This window comes from Mesorhizobium sp. M0152 (genome assembly GCF_040322415.1).
GTDB lineage: Bacteria > Pseudomonadota > Alphaproteobacteria > Rhizobiales > Rhizobiaceae > Mesorhizobium.
Map to the genome: position 1 here is coordinate 39,083 of NZ_JAMYTH010000037.1, position 15,641 is coordinate 54,723.

The following is a 15,641-nucleotide window of genomic DNA, read 5'->3' on the forward strand; positions in this document are numbered from 1 at the left end:
GTCTCTTCGTCCCTTTTCGACTATCCGCCGATCGAAAGCCTGGACGCGCGTTCGCGCAGCAGGCCCAGGAGCTCGCCGGTTTTTTCGGTCGACGTATCGATGGGTACCACCAGGCACATTGTCGCCTCGACCTTGCCGGCAGCGGAGAACACGGGGGCGGCCAGGCATTTCGTGTAGGCGTCGACCAGCCCTGAGGTAACGCAATAGCCGGTCGATTTGGCCGTCGCGATGTCGGCGACGAAATCGTCGAACTCGATCCTGCGCCCATCAGGCAGCACGAGATCGTCGTCCGAGACCATGCCCTCGATATCAGCCCGTTCGAAGCCCGCAAGAAGCAGCCGCCCGGAAGCGGTCCAGGGCAGCGGGATCTGCAGGCCGGTGGCCGAGCTGATGCGGAATGGCCTGGTGCCAGGGCTAGCGTGGACGATCGTGTAGCGTCCGCTCTGCAGCATGCACAATTCGGAGGTTTCGCCGGTCTCGCGCGACAGATTGTCGACCTCCTGGCGCCCGCGCCTCAACAGGTCGTTGCCGCGCACATAATCCATTCCGTAGAGATAGAGCTTCTTGCCGAAATAGACGCGGTTGCCGTCGCCGGTCATTTCCAACAGGCCGGCGTCGACCAGCGAGCGCACAAGCGTATAGGTCGTCGAGCGGGGCGCGTTCACTCCCTTGGCAAGGTCGCCGATACCGGTCGCGCGCTGCGTCGCATGAAGGAACTCAAGAATCTCGAGCACCCGGTTGAGGCCCTTTTCACGAGAGCCTGGCGTCTTCTCGCCAGCTGAAATTACCAAGGCGCTGCCATCTTGCATTGTTGATTCCTGATGTTAGTATCTGTCTTGTACAGGATACATACGTCTCTTGTAAGAGACAATTTTGATCAAACACTGACGCGTGTATCTCTCGTTCAAAGGGGAACAACAACACGAAAGGAAGGTCGCCGTGAACGACACATCCGGAAGACGTGATTTTCTGAAAATGGGAATGGCCGGACTGGCCACGGCTGGCGTGCTGGCAACGGTCGACGCCCAAAAGGCGGCCGCCCAGGCGGCATCCGATAGCCTGCTGCGCACCGTGCTCGATCGCGGCAAGCTGATCGTCGGCACCGGCAGCACCAACGCGCCCTGGCACTTCGAGAACGATGCCGGCGAACTGGTCGGCATGGACATCACCATGGGCCGTATCCTTGCCAAGGGCCTTTTCGACGATCCGACCAAGGTCGAGTTCGTCATGCAGGATCCGGCGCAGCGCATTCCGAACGTGACCACCAACAAGGTCGATATCACCATCCAGTTCATGACCATGACGGCGCAGCGCTCGCAACTGATCAACTTCTCCAGGCCTTACTATGTCGAAGGCGTTGCCTTGCTGACGCTTCCCACCGCCGAGAACAAGACCTTCGACAAATTGCTTGCCGCCGGTTCGGCGACGCGCATCTCCATCCTGCAGAACGTCGATGCCGAAAACTCGGTGCATTTCGCCCTGCCGCAGGCGCAGGTGATGCAAATCGACACCCAGGCCAATGTGCTGCAGGCGCTGGAATCCAAGCGCGCCGACGCCGCCGCGGTCGATCTCTCGACTGTGCGCTGGCTCGCCTCGCGCAATCCGGACAAATACTTCGATGCCGGCAAGAGCTGGTATTCGATGCTTTATGGCGCGGCACTGCGGCAAGGCGATCTCGACTGGCTGACTTTCGTCGACCAGACCTTCACCATCGCCATGTTCGGCCATGAAACGGCACTCTACGACGCCGCGTTCAAGGACTATTTCGGACAGGAGCCGCCGGCCCGCCATCCCGGCTTCCCGGTCATCTGATCCCAGCAGGCGGAAGGGCGGCAATCTGCGCCCCTCCGCCTCCTTTTCTCCGACGGCTTCGCACTGAGGCGGACGCATGGGCTATGCCCTCAATTTCAACCTGATCTGGCGGCATTTCGACAAGCTCTGGGGCGGCCTGCTGCTCAGTCTCGAGCTCGCCGTCATCTCGATCGCCATCGGCATCGTCATCGGGCTGGTGCTGGCGGTCTGGTATGTCTCGGCCGGACGTGTGGTGCGCGGCATCATCGCCGCCTATGTCGAATTCATCCGCAATGTGCCGCTGATCCTGCTCGTCTATCTCGTCTTCTACGGCCTGCCGACCGTCATCGACGTCGCCTACAGCGCGCAGACTTCGTTCATCGCGACGCTGTCGGTCTACAGCGGCGCCTATTTGGTCGAGGTGTTCCGTTCGGGGCTGGAGGCCGTCCCGCGCGGCCAGCTCGACGCCGGCAAGGCGATCGGGCTCACCCCCTGTCAGCGACTGTTGCATGTGCGCCTGCCGACCATGCTGCGCATCACCTTGCCGGCGCTCTCCAACACCTTCATCTCGCTATTCAAGGACACCTCGATCGCTTCGGTCATCTCGGTGCCCGAACTCACCTTTGGCGCGCAGTGGATCAACTTCAACACCTTCCGCATCGTCGAGGTCTACCTGGTCACGACGGCGATGTATCTCTTGACGGGCTATGCGCTGCTATTCGCGCTGCGGCTGGTCGAGCGCAGGTTCAGGGCGGCGCGCTGACATGTACAGCCAGATCCTCTATGCCTTGCCGTTTCTCGCCCAGGGTTTCGCCCTGACCTTGTGGGTGTCGCTGCTGGTCGTGGTGCTGTCGCTCATAATCGGCGTGCTGCTGGGCGTCGGCCTGGTCTATGGCCCCACGCCGCTGCGCTGGGCGGTGCGTGTCTTCAGCGACACCATCCGCGGCATTCCGATCCTCGTGCTGATGTTCTTCGTCTATTACGGCCTACCCGCGATCGGGCTGCATCTGCAGTCTTTCTGGGCCGCGGTGGCGGCGCTCACTCTGTTCAAGACGGCGCAGGTGGTTGAATATCTGCGCGGCGCCGTCGGCTCCATTCCCAACGGCCAGTCCGAAGCGGCGATGGCGATCGGGCTGACCTTCCGCCAGCGGTTGGCCTACGTCATCTTCCCGCAGGCCTTCAGGCGCTTCCTGCCACCATGGATCAACGGCGTCACCGACGCGGTCAAGGGCAGCGCGCTGGTCTCGCTGCTCGGCATCACCGATCTCATGCAGGCCATCAACCAGGTCATCGGCCGCACTTATGAGGCAATGCCGCTCTATATCCTCGGCGCGCTGGTCTATTTCGGCGTCAATTATGCGCTATCGCTCGCCAGCCGGCGGCTGGAGCGGCGCTTCTCCTTCATCCGGGAATAGCACCATGTCCGCAAACACCAATCCCGCGCTGCTCGAAGTGCGCAATGTCTCCAAGGCGTTTGGTGCCGTCGAAGTGTTGCGCTCCGTCAGTCTCGAGGTGAAGCGCGGCGAGGTGGTGACGGTCATCGGGCCCTCCGGCAGCGGCAAGACCACGCTGCTGCGCTGCGTCAACTTCCTCGAAAGCTACGATAGCGGCTCGATCCGCATCGACGGCAGAGAGGTCGGCTATCGCGAAGCCGCAGCCCGTCAGCGCCGCAGCGAGCGCGACCTAGCCGCGATGCGCGCCGAAACAGGGATGGTGTTCCAGAGCTTCAACCTCTTTCCGCACCTGACGGCGGCCGGCAACATCATGCTCGGCCTCACCAAGGTGCGCGGCAAGAGCAATGCCGAGGCGCGCACGATTGCCGAACATTGGCTCGGCCGGGTCGGCCTCGCTCACAAGGCCGACAGCTTGCCGGCCGAATTGTCGGGCGGCCAGCAGCAGCGTGTCGGCATCGCCCGCGCGGTGGCGATGGGCCCTAAAATCCTGCTGCTCGACGAGATAACCTCCGCGCTCGATCCCGAGCTCGTCGGTGAGGTGCTGGAAGTCGTGCGTAGCCTGGCCGAGGATGGTATGACGATGGTGATGGTCACGCATGAGATGGCCTTCGCCCGCGATGCCTCGAGCCGCATCGTCTTCATGGCTGATGGCGGCGTCAGCGCCGTCGGCCCGCCAAAGGAGATCCTGGCGGCGGACACCGACAATGAGCGCCTCCGCACCTTCCTGGCGCGCTTCCGCGCCTCGCATTTCTGATATCGGGTGGTGAAAGTCATCCCAAGGAGCCCTCTCCCATGACGCCTTACATCCGTCTCGCCGAGCTCGGCCTGACGCTGCCCGAGCCGCCGACGCCCATCGCCAACTTCGTCACCCATGCCGAAAGCGGCCGGTTGATCTTCCTGTCTGGCCAGGGACCGCTGCGGGCGGACGGCACGCTGTTCACAGGCAAGGTCGGCGAGGACGTCACAGTCGAGCAGGCCTATGAGCATGCCCGCCTCACCGGCCTCAATCTGCTTGCCGTCATGCATGCCGCCGCCGGCGATCTCGGCCGCATCGTGCGCATCGTCAAGCTGCTCGGCTTCGTCAACGCGATACCGACCTTCAGCGACCATCCGAAAGTGGTCAACGGCTGTTCCGACCTGTTCGCGGACGTCTTCCACAAGATCGGCGGCCATGCCCGCTCGGCGATCGGCGTCGGCTCGCTGCCTGGAAACATCACTGTCGAAATCGAAGCGGTCGTCGAGATCGCCGCCTGATTTTGCCATCCACGGGATTGCTCAAATGAAAACCTATTCCGACACTGGTTCCAACACCACGATCCGCGAACGGCTCGGCCTTCGTCCGATCATCAACGTCTCCGGCACGATGACGGCGCTCGGCGCATCGATCATCGTCCCGGAAGCGATCCGCGCCATGTCCGAAATAGCTTCGCAATGGGTGGAAATGGACGATCTGCAGCGCGCCGCAAGCACGGTCGTCGCGCGCCTGACCGGCGGCGAGGCCGGTTTCATCACCGCTTGCTGCGCCAGCGGCATCACCATGGCGATCGCCGGCGCGATGACGGGGACCAACTTGTTGGCTATCGAACGCCTGCCGGACGACACCGAGGGTCTCAAGTCGGAGGTCATCGTCCAGCTCGGTCACATCGTCAATTATGGTGCTCCGATCGACCAGTCGATCCGGCTGGCCGGCGCCAGGGTGGTGCCGGCCGGCACGGTCAGCGTCACGCAGGACTATCATGTGCGCGACGCGATCCGCGACCGCACGGCGGCGGGCCTCTATGTCGTTGCCCACCACACGGTGCAGTACGGCATGCTGTCGTTAGAGGAATTCTGTGAGATCTGCCACGCCAGGGGCGTCCCGGTGATCGTCGACGCCGCTTCCGAATATGACCTGCACAGCTTCCTGGCGCGCGGCGCCGACATCGTCATCTACAGCGGCCACAAATTCCTGTCAGGACCCACCAGCGGCATCGTCACCGGACGCAAGGACCTGGTGCGCGCCGCCTATCTGCAGAACCGCGGCGTCGCGCGCGCCATGAAGGTCGGCAAGGAAAGCATCGCCGGCACCATGGCAGCACTCGAAGCCTGGGAAAAGCGCGACCACGCCGGCATCCGCGAGCGCGAAGAGGCAGCCCTCGATCTGTGGAAGGACACGCTGCAGGGACTGCCTGGCATCGTCGCGCAGATCATTCCGGACCCGACAGCCAACCCTCTGGACCGGCTGCAGATCTTCGTGTCGCCCGAGAGCCGGTTCACCGCCGCCGGCCTTGCCTCGGCACTGGCCGCGGGTTCGCCGCCCATCATCGTGCGCAATCACGAAGTCGAGCGCGGCCACTTCTTCCTCGACCCCTGCAATCTCCACCCCGGCGAGGCGGCGATCGTCGCCGAACGGCTGCGCGCCATCTTGACCGCCAAGGACCGCCCCGCCGATGCGATGAAAACTCCCCGCAAGGATTCGTCCGGCGCCTTGCGCTGGCCGGATTAGACCGCGAACGGCCGCGCCGTGCCACGCCATCACGCGACCGTGAACGACCGGACCTGCACCCGCAGGGAATAAACCGCCATCATCTCGGGTCTCCTCAGCATACGCCACTCCGGGCGTTGAGGAGACCGACATGACCCATCACCACGATGACGACAGCGGACGCGACGGCATCAGCCGCCGTCATGCGCTGGAATGCATGATCTGGGCCGGCACGGGTGTGCTGTGGACGATTTCAGGCGGCGTGCCGATGTCGCTCAACCTGCTTGGCGCCGCTGAGGCCGCCGAAGCCGTGGCCACCGGCTTCACCTTCCTGCAGATCTCCGACAGCCATATCGGCTTCGACAAGGCGGCCAACCCGCATGCCATCGACACGCTGAAGGAAGCGATGCGCAAGATCCAGGCGCTTAAGCAAAAGCCGGCCTTCATGATCCACACCGGCGACATCACCCATCTTTCCAAGGCCGCACAATTCGACAACGCCGCCGAGATTATCGGCGGCGCCGGCTTCGACGTGCATTACGTGCCGGGCGAGCATGATTTGATCGACGACGGCAATGGCAAGGCCTATCTCGAGCGCTACGGCAAGGGCACCAAGGGCGCCGGCTGGTATTCGTTCGACCAGAACGGCGTGCATTTCGTGGCGCTGGTCAATGTCGTCAACCTCAGGGCTGGCGGGCTCGGCAATCTCGGCGCCGAGCAACTGGCCTGGCTAGCCGACGACCTGAAGGCGCTCAGCGCCTCGACGCCGATCGTCGTCTTCGCCCATATCCCGCTATGGGCCGTCTATCCCGAATGGGGCTGGGGCACCGACGACGCTGCGCAGGCGCTTGGTCTGCTCAAGCGCTTCGGCTCGGTCACGGTGCTCAACGGCCATATCCACCAGATCATGCAGAAGGTGGAAGGCAACGTCACCTTCCACACCGCGCGCTCGACCGCCTTCCCACAGCCCGCACCTGGCACTGCCCAATCGCCTGGACCGATGACGGTGCCGGCTGGGCAGTTGCGCGGCCTGCTCGGCACCAGCAGCGTCACCGTGAAGCAAGGCGGGCAGGATCTAGCCATCATCGACACGACGCTCGCCGGCGCCTGAACGGGAAAGGAAATCACCATGATCTGCATACGCCTTCCGGCCCGGCACATGGCCGCGATCCTTGCGGCCTTCAGCTTGGCAACGGCGACTTGCCAGCCGTTGCGCGCGGCCGACGGGCCGATGGTCAAAATAGAGAATTTCGCCTTCACGCCACCTGAGCTGACGGTCAAACCCGGCACTACCGTGACCTTCAGGAACGATGACGACATCCCGCATCAGGTCGTCGCCAACGATTCCTCCTTCCGCTCCAAGGCCCTTGACACCGGTGACACATATGAATTCACCTTCACCAAAGCAGGCGACTTTGCCTATTTCTGCGGGCTTCACCCGCACATGCAGGGCAAGATCACCGTCGCTCCCTGAAGGGGCGTGGCGAAACCTGCCCGGAGTGCCGGATCATGCAGCGGTGTTGAGCGAAAAGGCCCTGGCCGAGCGCTTCGGCGAGGTGGTGCTCCCGCATCTCGGCGATGCGCTTGTGCTCGCCCGCTGGCTGACAGGCAACGCCGCCGATGCCGAGGATGTCGTGCAGGAAGCCTGCGTGAAGGCGCATGCCGGCATCGCCCGCTATGCCGGCGGCAATGCCCGCGCCTGGCTGCTGACCATCGTGCGCAACACCGCCTACACCTGGATGTCGCGCAACCGGTCGCGCGGCATCATGGCCGTCGGCGACCTCGGCGATCTCGACGAGATGGCGGCAGCACACGGCCCCAGCCTGCTCGATGAGAATGGCCCTGAGGCGAGCCTGATCGCCAGGGCCGATACGGCGGCGCTTGAGGCGGCGATCGCCGCACTGCCGCAGCCGTTTCGCGAGACGTTGGTGTTGCGCGACATTAATGGTCTCACCTATCGCGAGATTTCGGCCATGCTCGGCGTGGCGATGGGCACGGTCATGTCACGGCTGGCGCGGGCGCGGAGCCTGCTTATGTCTGAACTTGGGAGCGCGCCATGAGCGACGACGGACTGCCCAACGACGCGGAGGGGATCAGGCTGATGATCCACGCCCTGGTCGATGGCGAACTCGACGCCGCGGCTGCACTTGCGGTGGAGCGGCGGATCGCCGCCGACCCGGCGCTGGCCGCCGAACATGCCCGCATCGTCGCCTTGCAGGCGGCGGTCGGTCGCTTGCCACGCCCCGATGTCAGCGATGCCTTTCGAGCGCGCATCGCCGCACTTGGTGCGACAGGCACGGCACATTCAGCACAAGATGAGGCTTTGGAGCCGCAGTGGGGCAAGCCGTCGACGCGGCCGGATCAGATAGAGGCGGACCAGGTCCACGCAACCGCGAGGCGGGGGACAAGGCCATCGCAGATGCGGACGCTGCCAAGGGCGCACCGCTTCGGCTCGTTCGACTGGCGAGCGCTGGCCGCGTCGATCGTGGTCACTGCGGTGCTGGCCAGCGGGGCGACGCAATGGATGATGTTCGACAGCGCGTCGGACGGCTTTGCAGCGGCGGTCGCCAGCGGCCATCGCCGCAGCCTGCTTGCGGCGAGCCCCATCGACATCGTCTCGTCCGACCGCCATACGGTCAAGCCATGGCTCGACGCTCGGATCGGCGTTTCGCCGCCGGCGCCCGATCTCGCGCAGGATGGCTACGCCCTCATCGGCGGCCGGGTCGAGGTGATCGCCGACCGGCCGGTGCCGGCGCTGGTCTACCGCCACCGCGAGCACCTGATCACGCTGGTCGCCGAACCGCAGCAGGGCGGCGGCACGGCCGCGCCTGACGATCTCTCGTCAGGCGGCTTCTCGCTGGTGCACTGGAGCGACGGCGCGTTCTCCTATTGGGCGATCTCGGACATGGAACGGCCAGAACTCGACGACTTCGTCGCCCGTTTCCGCAAGGCGGCGGTGTAGACAGACCCCTCCTGCTCACCACCTCCCCAGCGGCGGCGGGCTCGAAGGCTGCCGCGCCAGTTGGACCTGCCGATGTCGCGTCGAAAGGCAGTTCCCCCATTCCAAATAGTAACTTTACAAATTTTTTTATATGTGTGAAGTTATGATCGACACAGGGCCGATCATGACCACCAATCGTTTTGCAACACGCCTGAACTCCTTTGCCTCGCGGCCGCAGGCTGAATGGCCGGGCCTTGTCGGCAAGCCGTCGCTGATGCAGATGGCGGCGCGCGCCGCCAAGGTCGGTGGACTGACCGATCTTGATCTCAACTTTCCCGACCACGTTGGCGAAAAGCCTGCCGAAATCGCACGCAAGCTTGGCGACCTCGGCCTTTCCATCAATGGCTTTGCCATGCGCTACTACTCCAATCCTGCTTTCAAGCTTGGCGCCTTCACCAATCCCGACCCGGTAGTGCGTCGTGAAGCGATCGACATGACCAAGGCCGGCATCGATGCCGTGCGCGAGGCAGGCGCCAATCTGATGACATTGTGGCTCGGCCAGGATGGCTTCGACTATGCCTTCCAGGCGGACTACGCGGCGCTCTGGCAACACGAAATCGATGGAATTCGTGAAGTCGCGGCACATGATCCGGATTGTCGGATCAGCCTCGAATACAAACCCAACGAGCCGCGCTCTTACAGCCTGATGCCGGACGCGGCGACAACCCTGCTGGCGATCCGCGATGTCGGCCTGCCCAACCTCGGCGTCACGCTCGACTTCGCCCATGTGCTCTATGCCGACGAACAGCCGGCTTTCGCCGCCGCCTTGGTGGCGCGCCACAGCAAGCTGCTCGGCGTGCATCTCAATGACGGCTACGCCAAGCGCGACGATGGCTTGATGGTCGGCGCGGTGCATACACTGCAGACGATCGAACTGCTGCGCCAGATCCGCCGCGACGGATACGCCGGCGCCATCTACTTCGACACGTTCCCCGACATGACCGGGCTCGATCCGGTGCATGAGTGCGAGGTAAACATCGCGACCGTCAAGCGCATGCTGCGCGTCGTCGACCGACTCGACCGGGACAACCGCTTGTCCGCCGCCATCGACGGTCAGGACGCGGTCTCGGCGCAGGCCATCATCCAGGAACTCATGCTCGGCCCGGAGAACTGAGGCCCGGCCGGGCCACGACCGTTTTTCAACAAGGGAGGAAGACAATGAAATTTCTGCTCGCTACCGCCACCGCCGCACTTATGGCGCTATCGATGGGCACGGCCCTTTCGGCCGAACTCGCGCCGCTCAATTCCGACACCGAGAAGGACCGCATCGACTGGTCGCAGGTCGAGGCCAAGTTCGGCGCGCTTCCCAAGCTGCCCGAAGGCACAAAGGCCGGCGCCGTCTCCAAGACACTGACCAACGAGTACTGGCGTTCGTTGGGCGAAGGCTACAAGGCGTTCGGCGACAAAACCGGCGTGCCGGTCGTCTATCAGGCGGCGCAGAGCGAGGGCGATCAGCTCGGCCAGCTCACCATCGCCGAGGGCCTGGTGACACAGGGCTACAATGTGCTGCTCGTCTCGCCGCAAACGGACGCCAACCTCCAGCCGATCATGGAACAGGCCAAGGCGGCGAATGTTCCGGTGGTCAATGTCAATGACGCCGTCATCCCGCAGGCCGAGCACTATGTCGGCAACGTCCAGCGCGACAACGGCGTGCGCGTCGCAAAATGGTTCATCAAGAACCGTCCGAATGGCGGCAAGGTCGCCATCGTCGAAGGCCAAGCCGGCGTCTACGCGGCCGTGCAGCGCACCGACGGCTTCAAGTCGACGATCACGCAGGCCGGCAAATTCGAGGTCGTCGCCAGCGTTCCCGGCAACTGGGACCGGCAGACCTCATACGACGCGGCCACCAACATTCTCCAGCAGCATCCCGACCTGATCGGCTTTTATGCCAACAATGATGGCATGGCGCTGGGCATCGTCGAAGCGGTCAAGGCGGCCGGCCTCCAGGACAAGATCGCCGTGTTCGGCACCGACGGCATCTCCGACGCCTATGCCTCGATCCGCGCCGGCGAACTGACCGGCACGGTCGATAGTTTCCCGGTGCTGACCGGCGAGGTGGCGTTGGAAACGGCGCTGAGGCTGGTCGCGGGGCAGAAGCTGCCGCGCGTCGTCGCCACGCCGCAGGCGCTGATCACCAAGGACAATTCCGATCGCTATTCCGGCCCCGGCGACGCCGTGCGCAAGGCGCTCCTCGAAGACGCTGCCGCGGGCCAGTAGGCCGAGCGGCGGGTGCCGGCCTCGTGCCAGCTGGCCGGCACCTTCCCGGAGAAATCGAACCAATGTCAGCCCGGCTGCAATTCGACGGCATTTCCGAGGTGTTTCCGGCGGTGCGGGCACTCGATGACGTGTCCTTCTCCGTCGGCGCCGGCGAAATCCATGGCCTGCTCGGCGAGAACGGCGCCGGCAAGTCGACGCTGCTGCGCATCCTGTCGGGCGTCTATCGGCCGACGGCGGGAAGCGTCCTGATCGACGGCAGGCCGGTCACCCTCGCCAATCCGGTTGCGGCGCGCGCGGCGGGCATTGCCATGATCCATCAGGAATTGCAGCAGGTGCCACGTCTCAGCGTCGCGCAGAACATGTTCCTCGGTCATCCGGTGACGCGCGGCGGCATCTTCGTCGCCCGGCGCGAGCAGGAGCGCCGGGCCGCCAAAGCTCTCGCGGCGATGGATCCGTCCATCGATCCAGCCGCCCCGCTTGGCAGCCTAAAAGTGGCGCAGCGGCAGATCGTCGAGATCGCTCGCGCACTGCTCGATCGCGCGCGCATCGTGGCCATGGACGAGCCGACATCGAGCCTGACGCCAAGCGAGTTCCAGCGCCTGGCACAAGTCATAAAAGGTCTGGCGCGCGACGGCGTCGCGGTCGTCTATGTCTCGCACAAGCTCGACGAAGTGTTCGGCATCTGCCAGCGCGCCACCATCATGCGCGACGGTGCCGTCATCGATTCCGTCGATCTGAAACGCGTTTCGGAAAAGGCGGTGGTGGCTATGATGGTCGGCCGCGAACTGGCGCAGGAACAGCATCGCTCCTACGCCTCCAGCGATGTCATGCTGAGCGTGCGTGGGCTCGCCTCGGCGACGAAGGTGCGCGACGTCTCTTTCGACCTGCATCGAGGCGAGGTGCTCGGAATCGCCGGCCTGGTCGGCTCCGGGCGTACCGAGTTGCTGCGGCTTCTTGCCGGTGCGGACCGCGCTACCGCCGGCACCATGGCGATCGACGGCAAGCCAATGCGCTTCGCAACCCCGCGTGACGCCATCGCCGCCGGCATCGGCCTGGTGCCGGAGGAACGCAAGCGCGAAGGCATCGTGCCGTTGCGCTCGATCACCAGCAACATGGCACTGGCCTCGATGGGCGTGTTCACGCCGCGCGGCATGATCGATCATACCAGTCTTAAACGGGCCGCGGCCGACAAGATGAAGCGCGTGAATCTGCGACCGTTCCTACTCGACCGGCCGATCCGCCTGTTCAGCGGTGGCAACCAGCAGAAAGCGATCATTGGCCGATGGCTGGCAGCGGGCACGCGCATCCTCCTGTTCGACGAACCGACGCGCGGCATCGATGTCGGCGCCAAGGCGGAAATCTACCATTTGATCGAGGAACTCGCCGCCGAAGGCCATGCGGTGGTCGTCGTCTCCTCGGAGCTTCCCGAGGTGATCCGGCTGGCGGACCGCGTGCTGGTCATGCGCGACGGCACGATCGCCGCCGAACTCCAAAGTGGCGACATCACGGAAGAGGCAATCGCGGCGCACGCCATCCCGCAAACGCAAACGCCGGCCGCATGGCAGGCAAGGCAGTAGGTGACGGATATGTCGGATACCACTCTTGTGCAGCCACGGTCCGAATTCCTGCGCGGCGTTTCCATGCGCGATGCCGGCACACTCATCGGCCTTGTCGTGATCCTGGCCGTCTTCGGCGCGCTGGTGCCTGGCTTCTTCGCCGAACGCAACCTCATCAATATCCTGCAGCAGTCGAGCATCAATGCCTGCCTGGCGCTGGGCATGACGCTGGTGATCATCTCCGGCGGCATCGATCTGTCCGTCGGGCCGACGGCGGCCCTTTCGGCCGTCATCTCGGCCTCGATGCTGGTTGCCGGCATACCGTTTCCGCTGGCCATCGCCGCCGGTTTCGCCATCGGCCTCGGCTGCGGCCTGGTGAACGGCATCCTCGTCGCCTATGTCGGACTGCAACCCTTCATCGTCACATTGGGAACCCTTAGCACCTATAGGGCCCTGGCGCTGATCTATACCGGCGGCAATCCGGTGCTCGGCCTGCCCGCGGGCTTTCGCGCCGTTTTCAACGGTTCGCTATTCGGCCTGCCGCTGGCGGTCGTCATCGTTGCGGGCGTGGCTTTCGTCGCCTGGATCGTGCTCAAAAAGACGCCCTTCGGCGAATATCTGCTCGCCGTCGGCGGCAACGAAGAGGCGGCCTACATCGCCGGCGTGCCGATCGCCCGCACCAAGATCGCCGCGTACATGATCTCCGGCCTGCTGGCGGCCCTTGCCGCGCAGATCCTGATCGGCCGATTGGGCGCCGCCGAGCCCATCCTCGGCAATCTCTGGGAACTCGACGCCATCGCCGCGGCTGCCATCGGCGGCGCCTCGCTGATGGGCGGCAAGGGCAGCATCGTCGGCACCATCCTCGGCGCCGTCATCCTGGGTGCCATGCGCAACGGTTTGACACTGATGAACGTGCAGTCCTTCTATCAGCTTCTGGCAACTGGTCTTATAATCCTCGCCGCGATGCTTATCGATCGCGTGACGAGGGGGCGTGGATGACCTTGAGCGGGCTGGACCTGAAAGCGGTAGGACCGCGCATCCGCATGATGATGCCGCACCTCACCCCGCTGGAGGCGAAGGTGGTGGAAACCGTCTTCGGCCGGCGCGGCTTCGACGAGAGCATTCCGCTGAAGCAGATCGCCGAGGAGTCCGGCGTGTCCGAGGCGATGGTGGTCAAGATCGCCAAGAAGCTAGGCTTCTCCGGCTATCGCGACTTTCGCACCGCCGTCTATGAATACAGCCGCCTGCCGACCGCCGAGATGCACCAGGAATTGTCGTCCGACGACAGTTCGGCCGAGATCGTGCAGAAAGTGTTCCGCACCTCTATCCAGGCGCTGGAGGAGACGTTGGCGATCCTCGACATCGAGGATTTCGACCGCGCCGCCGACCTTCTCTATCGTGCGAGGAACCGGGATTTCTATGGCGTCGGCGGGTCGGCGCAGATCGCGCGCGACGTCTCGCACAAATTCCTGCGCATCGGCATCCGCGCCTCCGTCTACGACGATTCGCATATGATGCTGATGTCGGCTTCGCTGCTCGGCGGCGACGATATCGCTGTCGGTTTCTCGCATTCGGGCAACACGTCCGCCGTCATCGACGCCATCCAGCTGGCCCGCAAGAACGGTGCCCGCACGCTTGCCATCACCAATTACGACAACTCGCCCCTGGCCCAGATCGCCGACATCGTCCTGTGCTCGACGGCGCAGGGTTCGCCCTTGATGGGCGAGAATGCGGCGGCGCGCATCGCCCAGCTCAACATTCTCGATGCGCTGTTCGTGGCGGTGGCACAGCGCGACTACCAGGCGGCGGAACGTAATCTCGGCCGCACCATGTCGGCGGTGGCGTCGAAACGAAAAGACCGGGGCTCATGACGCCGCAGACAAAGCCTCTGGTCACCGTGTTCGGCAGCCTGCATTACGACATCATGGTCGAAGCTGCCGACCGTCCGCGCAAGGGCGAGACGCTGACCGGCCATGCCTGGCACCCCAAATGCGGCGGCAAGGGCGGTAACCAGGTGGTGTCCGCGGCGCGGGCCGGCGCCTCCGCTGCGATGATCGGCACCGTCGGCGACGATGATTTCGGCGCGGCACTGCTCGCCAATCTCGACCGCGCCGGTGTCGATCGACGCTTCGTGCGAGTGGCGCCCGGCGCCGCCTCCGGGATGAGCGTGGCGATCTTCGACGAAGGCGGCGACTATGGAGCGGTGATCGTCTCCGGCAGCAATCTGACGCTGGCCGACACCGACATTGCCTCTGCCTCCGAAATGGTGGCACGAACCGCGGTGCTTCTGTTGCAGAACGAAGTGCCGGAAGCCGCCAACATCGCCGCCGCACGCGCGGTCAAGGCACAGGGTGGCCGCGTCGTGCTCAACGCCGCTCCGGCGCGCGCGCTTTCCGGGACATTGATCGCGCTGGTCGACATCCTGGTGGTCAACGCCATCGAGGCCGAATTCCTGGCCGGTGAAGTGATGGTTGAAACTCTCGATGGCGCCATGGACGCCACACGGCGGCTGGTCGATCTCTGCCCTGTCGCCATTGTCACGGCGGGCGGCGAAGGCGTCGCCTGTTGCAGCCGAACCGGAGAAGACTTCGCGCTGGCGGCTATCCCGGTCAAGCTTGTCAGCACGCATGGCGCGGGGGACGAATTCGTCGGCGCACTGGCCGCGGCGCTTGCCCGTGGGGAACCGATGCGGAAGGCCGTCGCCGCCGCCAACGCCGCTTCAGCCCGGTTGGTCTCGACCCCCGAGGCCGAGCGCCACGCTCTCTGACAAGTCGATTTCCATGTTGCCAGATGGTGGCCGTGCCCACGGCGGGGAATCGAGGTTAACGGTCATTTTTGTTGGAGGATCTGGAGCAGGAAGTCTGGGTCCCACCCCGCGGCTTTGCGCTTTGTCTTGACGCTGCCTTTTGATTTGTCGAGGCGCACGAGGTTGAGGGCGAAGCGGCGCACGGCAGCCATGTTCTTGGCGCCGTTTCCGGCGCGATAGCGCGACAGGTCGTCCTTGAAGGCGACGTCGAGCAGCCAGTGCATGCTCTCGACACCCCAGTGGCCGCGTGCTGCGGCGGCGAGGCGCTCGATGTCGCAAGGTGCGGAGCAGATGTAGTAGCGCGTCTCGGCGCTGCTGCTTCGGTCGGCATATTCGAGGCGGGTGTGAACCT

The 15,641-nt window shown here is 64.5% G+C and carries 18 protein-coding genes; 16 read left to right on the top strand and 2 right to left on the bottom strand.

Annotated features, from left to right (window positions below):
* Positions 1–20: 20 nt before the first annotated feature.
* Positions 21–809, bottom strand: a complete 789-nt coding sequence (locus NKJ26_RS27120; protein WP_352600263.1) for an IclR family transcriptional regulator — start codon at positions 807–809, stop codon at positions 21–23.
* 172 nt (positions 810–981) lie between these two features.
* On the opposite strand from NKJ26_RS27120, the gene NKJ26_RS27125 reads away from it, so the two are divergent.
* From NKJ26_RS27125 to NKJ26_RS27200, 16 genes are all read left to right on the top strand, one after another.
* On the top strand, positions 982–1,812 hold the full coding sequence (locus NKJ26_RS27125) for a transporter substrate-binding protein (RefSeq protein WP_352698365.1): 831 nt from the start codon (positions 982–984) through the stop codon (positions 1,810–1,812).
* Positions 1,813–1,888: 76 nt separating this feature from the next.
* The gene (locus NKJ26_RS27130) at positions 1,889–2,554 is read left to right on the top strand and encodes an amino acid ABC transporter permease (RefSeq protein WP_352698345.1); all 666 of its coding nucleotides are present in this window, start codon (positions 1,889–1,891) and stop codon (positions 2,552–2,554) included.
* Between the two features lies 1 nt (position 2,555).
* On the top strand, positions 2,556–3,206 hold the full coding sequence (locus tag NKJ26_RS27135; RefSeq protein ID WP_352698347.1) for an amino acid ABC transporter permease: 651 nt from the start codon (positions 2,556–2,558) through the stop codon (positions 3,204–3,206).
* 4 nt (positions 3,207–3,210) lie between these two features.
* The gene (locus NKJ26_RS27140; RefSeq protein WP_352698349.1) at positions 3,211–3,999 is read left to right on the top strand and encodes an amino acid ABC transporter ATP-binding protein; all 789 of its coding nucleotides are present in this window, start codon (positions 3,211–3,213) and stop codon (positions 3,997–3,999) included.
* A 38-nt stretch (positions 4,000–4,037) separates the two neighbouring features.
* Complete coding sequence (locus NKJ26_RS27145) at positions 4,038–4,499, top strand: RidA family protein (RefSeq protein WP_027023517.1); 462 nt, start codon at positions 4,038–4,040, stop codon at positions 4,497–4,499.
* A gap of 25 nt (positions 4,500–4,524) precedes the next feature.
* Positions 4,525–5,730: an aminotransferase class V-fold PLP-dependent enzyme gene (locus tag NKJ26_RS27150; protein WP_352698351.1), complete on the top strand. Its 1,206-nt coding sequence runs from the start codon at positions 4,525–4,527 to the stop codon at positions 5,728–5,730.
* Between the two features lie 130 nt (positions 5,731–5,860).
* Positions 5,861–6,820 carry a metallophosphoesterase family protein gene (locus NKJ26_RS27155; RefSeq protein ID WP_352698352.1) on the top strand — a complete coding sequence of 320 codons (960 nt, stop codon included), beginning with the start codon at positions 5,861–5,863 and terminating at the stop codon, positions 6,818–6,820.
* An 18-nt stretch (positions 6,821–6,838) separates the two neighbouring features.
* Positions 6,839–7,183, top strand: coding sequence for a cupredoxin domain-containing protein (locus NKJ26_RS27160; RefSeq protein ID WP_352600274.1), 345 nt, complete (start codon positions 6,839–6,841; stop codon positions 7,181–7,183).
* 46 nt (positions 7,184–7,229) lie between these two features.
* Positions 7,230–7,769, top strand: a complete 540-nt coding sequence (locus NKJ26_RS27165) for a sigma-70 family RNA polymerase sigma factor (RefSeq protein ID WP_352600276.1) — start codon at positions 7,230–7,232, stop codon at positions 7,767–7,769.
* Positions 7,766–8,671 (top strand): anti-sigma factor family protein, encoded by a 906-nt coding sequence (locus NKJ26_RS27170; protein ID WP_352600278.1) that lies wholly within the window; start codon positions 7,766–7,768, stop codon positions 8,669–8,671. The genes NKJ26_RS27165 and NKJ26_RS27170 overlap by 4 nt, the downstream gene beginning before the upstream one ends.
* A gap of 163 nt (positions 8,672–8,834) precedes the next feature.
* Complete coding sequence (locus tag NKJ26_RS27175) at positions 8,835–9,824, top strand: TIM barrel protein (protein ID WP_352698355.1); 990 nt, start codon at positions 8,835–8,837, stop codon at positions 9,822–9,824.
* 44 nt (positions 9,825–9,868) lie between these two features.
* A complete protein-coding gene (locus NKJ26_RS27180; protein WP_352698357.1) occupies positions 9,869–10,927 on the top strand; it encodes a sugar ABC transporter substrate-binding protein in 1,059 nt (352 codons plus the stop codon).
* A 62-nt stretch (positions 10,928–10,989) separates the two neighbouring features.
* The gene (locus tag NKJ26_RS27185; RefSeq protein ID WP_352698358.1) at positions 10,990–12,504 is read left to right on the top strand and encodes a sugar ABC transporter ATP-binding protein; all 1,515 of its coding nucleotides are present in this window, start codon (positions 10,990–10,992) and stop codon (positions 12,502–12,504) included.
* 9 nt (positions 12,505–12,513) lie between these two features.
* The gene (locus tag NKJ26_RS27190; protein ID WP_352600286.1) at positions 12,514–13,482 is read left to right on the top strand and encodes an ABC transporter permease; all 969 of its coding nucleotides are present in this window, start codon (positions 12,514–12,516) and stop codon (positions 13,480–13,482) included.
* A complete protein-coding gene (locus NKJ26_RS27195) occupies positions 13,479–14,354 on the top strand; it encodes a MurR/RpiR family transcriptional regulator (RefSeq protein ID WP_352600288.1) in 876 nt (291 codons plus the stop codon). Before NKJ26_RS27190 ends, NKJ26_RS27195 begins: the two co-directional genes overlap by 4 nt.
* Positions 14,351–15,250 carry a PfkB family carbohydrate kinase gene (locus NKJ26_RS27200; RefSeq protein WP_352698360.1) on the top strand — a complete coding sequence of 300 codons (900 nt, stop codon included), beginning with the start codon at positions 14,351–14,353 and terminating at the stop codon, positions 15,248–15,250. Before NKJ26_RS27195 ends, NKJ26_RS27200 begins: the two co-directional genes overlap by 4 nt.
* Positions 15,251–15,312: 62 nt before the next feature.
* Here NKJ26_RS27200 and NKJ26_RS27205 read toward each other — a convergent pair.
* Positions 15,313–15,641 (bottom strand): ISAs1 family transposase (locus NKJ26_RS27205; protein ID WP_352698362.1); only part of this gene is annotated, 329 nt, incomplete at its 5' end.

Bases quoted from the DNA above. Each gene is read 5' to 3' on its own strand.
- NKJ26_RS27190 (WP_352600286.1), top strand. From the start codon at position 12,514: ATGTCGGATACCACTCTTGTGCAGCCACGGTCCGAATTCCTGCGCGGC.
- NKJ26_RS27200 (WP_352698360.1), top strand. From the start codon at position 14,351: ATGACGCCGCAGACAAAGCCTCTGGTCACCGTGTTCGGCAGCCTGCAT.
- NKJ26_RS27180 (WP_352698357.1), top strand. From the start codon at position 9,869: ATGAAATTTCTGCTCGCTACCGCCACCGCCGCACTTATGGCGCTATCG.
- NKJ26_RS27155 (WP_352698352.1), top strand. From the start codon at position 5,861: ATGACCCATCACCACGATGACGACAGCGGACGCGACGGCATCAGCCGC.
- NKJ26_RS27120 (WP_352600263.1), bottom strand. From the start codon at position 809: ATGCAAGATGGCAGCGCCTTGGTAATTTCAGCTGGCGAGAAGACGCCA.
- NKJ26_RS27135 (WP_352698347.1), top strand. From the start codon at position 2,556: ATGTACAGCCAGATCCTCTATGCCTTGCCGTTTCTCGCCCAGGGTTTC.
- NKJ26_RS27140 (WP_352698349.1), top strand. From the start codon at position 3,211: ATGTCCGCAAACACCAATCCCGCGCTGCTCGAAGTGCGCAATGTCTCC.
- NKJ26_RS27130 (WP_352698345.1), top strand. From the start codon at position 1,889: ATGGGCTATGCCCTCAATTTCAACCTGATCTGGCGGCATTTCGACAAG.
- NKJ26_RS27160 (WP_352600274.1), top strand. From the start codon at position 6,839: ATGATCTGCATACGCCTTCCGGCCCGGCACATGGCCGCGATCCTTGCG.
- NKJ26_RS27145 (WP_027023517.1), top strand. From the start codon at position 4,038: ATGACGCCTTACATCCGTCTCGCCGAGCTCGGCCTGACGCTGCCCGAG.
- NKJ26_RS27195 (WP_352600288.1), top strand. From the start codon at position 13,479: ATGACCTTGAGCGGGCTGGACCTGAAAGCGGTAGGACCGCGCATCCGC.
- NKJ26_RS27125 (WP_352698365.1), top strand. From the start codon at position 982: ATGGCCGGACTGGCCACGGCTGGCGTGCTGGCAACGGTCGACGCCCAA.
- NKJ26_RS27170 (WP_352600278.1), top strand. From the start codon at position 7,766: ATGAGCGACGACGGACTGCCCAACGACGCGGAGGGGATCAGGCTGATG.
- NKJ26_RS27150 (WP_352698351.1), top strand. From the start codon at position 4,525: ATGAAAACCTATTCCGACACTGGTTCCAACACCACGATCCGCGAACGG.
- NKJ26_RS27175 (WP_352698355.1), top strand. From the start codon at position 8,835: ATGACCACCAATCGTTTTGCAACACGCCTGAACTCCTTTGCCTCGCGG.
- NKJ26_RS27185 (WP_352698358.1), top strand. From the start codon at position 10,990: ATGTCAGCCCGGCTGCAATTCGACGGCATTTCCGAGGTGTTTCCGGCG.